Raw genomic sequence first — 4,747 nt, 5'->3', positions numbered from 1 at the left:
GTCCGGCTCCCCGCCCGGAGGGGGAAGGGCGGGGGTGAACTCGTCCGGGGAGCTTGGAGCGGACTCGTGGTGTCGTGTCATGGGAGCACCGTGCCGGCTCGGAGCCGAATCGTCGTCCGCTCCATCCACAGGCACCCGAGACGATCCGATCATCTCCGGAGCCTGTGGATGATCTCCCGGCCGGTCACCCGGCGAGCACCCCCGGCGCTCACCGACGGGCCAGCCGGTGCCGCGCCTCCTCCCAGGTCACCGGGAGATCGTCCGTGGCGACCTCCCACCGGACGAAAAGAGCGTCCTTCATCACGGGGCCGAGCCCGGTCATGATGCTCCTGTGCGGCTCCGTGGTCGCGTACGCCCGGAGCGCTTCGTCGCTCTCCCACGCGGAGAGCGTCCAGAAGGTCCGCTTCCACGGCTGCGCCACCAGGGAGACGCCGTACGCGCCGGGCGTCGACCGCACCTGCTTCCAGGCCAGGAGGGACTTCACGAGGAAGCGCGGCACATGTGCGGCCGAGTGGACCTCGAAGCGGGAGGCCATGACGAGCGCCCGCGCTCCCGGCGGGGGCGGTTGGGGGACGGTCCATGGCAGAGTCGCCACGTGCTGCTCCTCGTACGTTCCCGGGTTCCGAACGGAACCCCGCCCGGGAGACCCCGGAGCGAACCAAATAGAGAGTGGAGAGTATCACTCTCCACGTTCCAGTGACCACAGCGAAAGTCCTGCCGCATGCGCATCTCCGACCTGAGCCGTCTCAGTGGCGTACCGATCACGACGATCAAGTACTACCTGCGGGAGGGCCTGTTGCCGCCCGGCACGCCCACCGCCCACAACCAGGCCGTCTACGATGACGACCACCTGCGACGGCTGCGCCTGATCCGTGCCCTCGTGTCGGTGCGCGGGCTGTCCGTGAACGCCACCGCCGAACTCCTGGAGGCGCTTTCCCGGGACGACGGCGACCTGCACCGCACCCTGGGGCTCGTGCTGGGCGCCCTGCCGGTCGGGGAGCACCCGGCCGGGGACCAGCCGGCCGGGGACACCGTGCCCCGGGCCCGTCTCGAGGAGGCCGAGAAGCTGATCGAGGCGCTGGGCTGGCGGATTCACCGCAGGTCCGAGGGGCGTCTAGCCCTGGCCCGCGCCCTGTACGAGATGGCCGAAGTGGGGCTTCCGTTGCGGGTGGAGACGCTGGTGCCGTACGCCAGGCTCACCGAGCGGATCGCCGCCCTGGACCTGGACCAGTTGGCGGGGGACGAGGACGACCACATCGACATCGCCGAACGGGCCGTCCTGACGACCATCCTGCTGGAACCCGTGCTGCTCCTCCTGCGCCGGATGGCGCAGGAGAACGAATCGGCATCACGCCACGGCACCGGGGAGGAGCCGCGCTGACCCACCGGTCGCCCCCGGGGCCCCACCCCCGGAGACCCGGGGCAACCGGTCGACGGCCTCACCGTCCCCGCTCGGACGACACCCGCGGACAACGGCGGGGCCCACCCGCCTCGGGGGCCGAACGGCGCCTCCGGCGGAAAAGGGAGCCCTCCCGCCCCCGGGACCCCTGACGGGTCGACTCGGCGGTGGGGCGGTGTCCGACTGATCGTGCGTCCGGGCACGTGCCCGGGAGCCCGGGCGGTCACCGGACAGGGCCGCGGTGCCGGGCACCACGGGCCCGGCACCCGACGCCACCGGCCCGAAAGAGGGCTCGCGCTCCAGGGCCGGAAGGACGCTCAGCCCGTCGTGGCGAGGACCAGGGGGAGCACCTCTCCGCTCCCGGCCCGGCGGAGCACGCGGGCCGCGACCGCGAGGGTCCAGCCGGAGTCGGTCCGATCGTCCACCAACAGCACGGACCCGGGGGTGTCGGTCAGGGCGGCGGCCAGGCCGGCCGGGACCTCGAAGGCCCCCACCAACCCCTTGAGCCGTTGGGCGGAGTTGCTCCGACGTGCCGAGTGCGCGCGGTCGGGATCGGTGTGGGCGAGGGCCCCGAGAAAGGGCATGCGGCCCACGCTCGCGATGCCCCGGGCCAGGGAGTCGACCAGGTGCGGCCGGGTCAGGGACGGCACGGCCACGACCCCCACCGGCCGGGGGGAGGCGTTGGGGACATCCGGCGCCCACCCGCCCGGGGAGCGGGCCCAGTCGGCGAGGACCGTCACCACGGCCCGCAGCACCTCCTCGGGCACCGGACCGTCGGGGGCGTCCTCCGCCAGCAGGGGACGCAGGCGGTTGCCCCAGCCGATGTCCGAGAGCCGCCCCAGGGCACGGCCGGTGGAGCACTGTTCGCCGACCGGGATGCGCCCCTTGAGGTCGATGCCCAGCGCGGGCATCCCCGTCGGCCACATCCGGCGCGGCTCGATCTCCACGCCGGGGCGGTCCAGCTCCCGGGTGGCGCCGGTCACCGTCTCCGGGGAGACCGAGGTGGTGAACCGGGCGCCCGCGCAGTTGTCACACCGGCCGCACGCGGTCGCCCCCTCATCGTCCAACTGCCGACGCAGGAACTCCATGCGGCACAGGGACGTGCTCACGTAATCGCGCATGGCCTGTTGCTCGGTCGCTCGCTGGTGGGCCACCCGGGCGTACCGCTCGGTGTCGTAGAACCACGGCTCCCCGGTGGAGATCCATCCGCCCTTCACCCGTTTGACGGCCCCGTCCACGTCCAGGACCTTCAACATCGTCTCCAGCCGGGTGCGCCGGAGATCGACGGCCGTCTCCAGGGCCGGGACGGACAACGGGCGTCCCGCCTCGGCGAGGGCCGCGAGGGTCTGGCGCACCCGCTCCTCGGGCGGGAAGGCGGTGTCGGCGAAGTAGCGCCAGATCGCCTCGTCCTCCCGGCCCGGCAGCATCAGGACCTCGGCGTGATCGACCCCGCGGCCGGCCCGCCCCACCTGCTGGTAGTACGCGATCGGCGAGGAGGGCGAACCGAGGTGGACCACGAAACCCAGGTCCGGCTTGTCGAAGCCCATGCCCAGCGCCGAGGTGGCGATCAGCGCCTTGACCTTGTTGCCCTGCAGGTCGCTCTCGGCCTGGAGGCGCTCGGCGTTCTCCGTGCGTCCGGTGTAGGGGGCCACCGCGAAGCCGCGCTGTCGCAGGAACGCGGTCGCCTCCTCGGCCGCGGCCACCGTCAACGCGTAGACGATCCCGGAGCCCGGCAGTTCCTCCAGGTGCTCGGCCAGCCAGGCCAGGCGGTGTGCGGCGTCCGGGAGCCGGATCACCCCCAGGCGCAGGCTCTCCCGCTCCAGCGAGCCCCGCAGCACCAGGGCCTCCCCGGCACCGGTGCCCAACTGTTCGGCCACGTCGGCCGTGACCCGCGCGTTGGCGGTCGCGGTGGTCGCCAGCACCGGCACCCCGGGGGCGAGGTCGGCGAGCATGGAGCGCAGCCGGCGGTAGTCGGGCCGGAAGTCGTGGCCCCAGTCGGAGATGCAGTGCGCCTCGTCGACCACCAGCAGACCCGTGTCCGCCGCCAGCCGGGGCAGCACCTGTTCGCGGAAGTCCACCGAGTTGAGACGTTCCGGACTCACCAGGAGGACATCGGTCTCCCCGCGGGCGATCTCCCCCTGGATCGCCTCCCACTCCTCCGGGTTCGCCGAGTTGATGGTGTGCGCCCGGATACCGGCCCGCACCGCCGCCTCCACCTGGTTGCGCATCAGCGCCAGCAGCGGCGAGACGATCACGGTCGGACCCGCTCCGCGACGGCGCAGCAGGGCGGTGGCCACGAAGTACACCGCCGACTTCCCCCAGCCCGTGCGCTGCACCACCAGGGCCCGCCGACGCTCCCGCACGAGGGCCGCCACCGCCCGCCACTGGTCCTCCCGCAACCGCGCCGAACCGGGTGGGGCGCCGACCAGTTCGGCGAGAACGGCATCGGCTTCGGCGCGGAGTTCCGGATCGTCCATGCCTCCATGCAACCCGACGGCACGGACAATCGGCCACTTCACCGCGCGTGACGCCCACGGCGACCCGAGAGGGCGGTGCGTCGCGCCCGGTCCCCGGCAGCGGGGCACGGGGCGCGCTCAGAACATGCCGAGTTGCCCGGCGGGCGGGCCGGCCGGGGCGGTACGGCGCGGCCGGCCCGGGGTGACGGGAGCGGGCCTGCGCAGGTGTCGCCAGCGCGGGAGGGCGTCGAGGTAGGACCAGCTCAGGCGGTGGTGCGGGGTCGGCCCCAGCCGTTCCAGCGCCGCGCGGTGGACGGGCGAGGGGTAACCGGCGTTGCGCTCGAAGGCGAAGTCGGGGTGCTCGCGGCCCAGTTCCGCGAGGCGGGCGTCCCGGTCCACCTTGGCCAGCACGGAGGCCGCCGCCACCGGGACGCAGGACAGGTCGCCCTTGACGACGGTGCGCACGGTCCACGGGGCGCCGAGGTAGTCGTGGCTGCCGTCGAGGATGACCGCGTCGGGCCGCTCGGGGAGGGCCTCCAGCGCCCGTACGGCGGCCAGTCGCAGGGCGGCCGTCATGCCCAGGGCGTCGATCTCCTCCGGGGAGGCGTGGCCCAGGGCGCCGGCGGTGACCCACTCCTCCAGCCGCGCGGCCATCTCGACGCGTCGCGCGGGGGTGAGCAGCTTGGAGTCGGTCAGGCCCTCCGGCGGGCGACGCAGTCCGGTGACGGCCGCGCAGACGGTGACCGGCCCGGCCCACGCGCCGCGGCCGACCTCGTCGATTCCGGCGACCAGGCGGGCACCGGTGCGGGCGCGCAGCGAACGTTCCACGGTGTGGGCGGGGACGGGACGGGCGGACACCACCCGAGGCGCGGCGGGGCGATCGGTCGTGGGG

General features: G+C 73.9%; 4 protein-coding genes. 1 reads left to right on the top strand and 3 read right to left on the bottom strand.

All coding sequences use genetic code 11. The features are described 5' to 3' along the window. Nucleotides 1-208: 208 nt before the first annotated feature. Nucleotides 209-595: a DUF3291 domain-containing protein gene (locus FNQ90_RS12990; RefSeq protein ID WP_323379926.1), complete on the bottom strand. Its 387-nt coding sequence runs from the start codon at nucleotides 593-595 to the stop codon at nucleotides 209-211. Nucleotides 596-721: 126 nt separating this feature from the next. On the opposite strand from FNQ90_RS12990, the gene FNQ90_RS12985 reads away from it, so the two are divergent. Then, nucleotides 722-1,381: a MerR family transcriptional regulator gene (locus FNQ90_RS12985; RefSeq protein WP_182606526.1), complete on the top strand. Its 660-nt coding sequence runs from the start codon at nucleotides 722-724 to the stop codon at nucleotides 1,379-1,381. 335 nt (nucleotides 1,382-1,716) lie between these two features. On the opposite strand, the gene FNQ90_RS12980 is transcribed toward FNQ90_RS12985, so the two are convergent. Together FNQ90_RS12980 and FNQ90_RS12975 are read right to left on the bottom strand one after the other, a co-directional pair. Then, complete coding sequence (locus tag FNQ90_RS12980; protein ID WP_182606525.1) at nucleotides 1,717-3,876, bottom strand: RecQ family ATP-dependent DNA helicase; 2,160 nt, start codon at nucleotides 3,874-3,876, stop codon at nucleotides 1,717-1,719. A 117-nt stretch (nucleotides 3,877-3,993) separates the two neighbouring features. Further along, nucleotides 3,994-4,713 carry a ribonuclease HII gene (locus tag FNQ90_RS12975; protein ID WP_182606524.1) on the bottom strand — a complete coding sequence of 240 codons (720 nt, stop codon included), beginning with the start codon at nucleotides 4,711-4,713 and terminating at the stop codon, nucleotides 3,994-3,996. Nucleotides 4,714-4,747 lie beyond the last annotated feature (34 nt).

It is taken from the genome of Streptomyces alkaliphilus, assembly GCF_014141535.1.
Classification (GTDB): domain Bacteria; phylum Actinomycetota; class Actinomycetes; order Streptomycetales; family Streptomycetaceae; genus Streptomyces; species Streptomyces alkaliphilus.
Note: the sequence above shows the minus strand (reverse complement) of the source record. Positions and strands in the feature narration are given on the sequence as shown.

Excerpts from the sequence above, each read along its gene's own strand:
- FNQ90_RS12985 (WP_182606526.1), top strand. The coding sequence starts at position 722 with ATGCGCATCTCCGACCTGAGCCGTCTCAGTGGCGTACCGATCACGACG.
- FNQ90_RS12980 (WP_182606525.1), bottom strand. The coding sequence starts at position 3,876 with ATGGACGATCCGGAACTCCGCGCCGAAGCCGATGCCGTTCTCGCCGAA.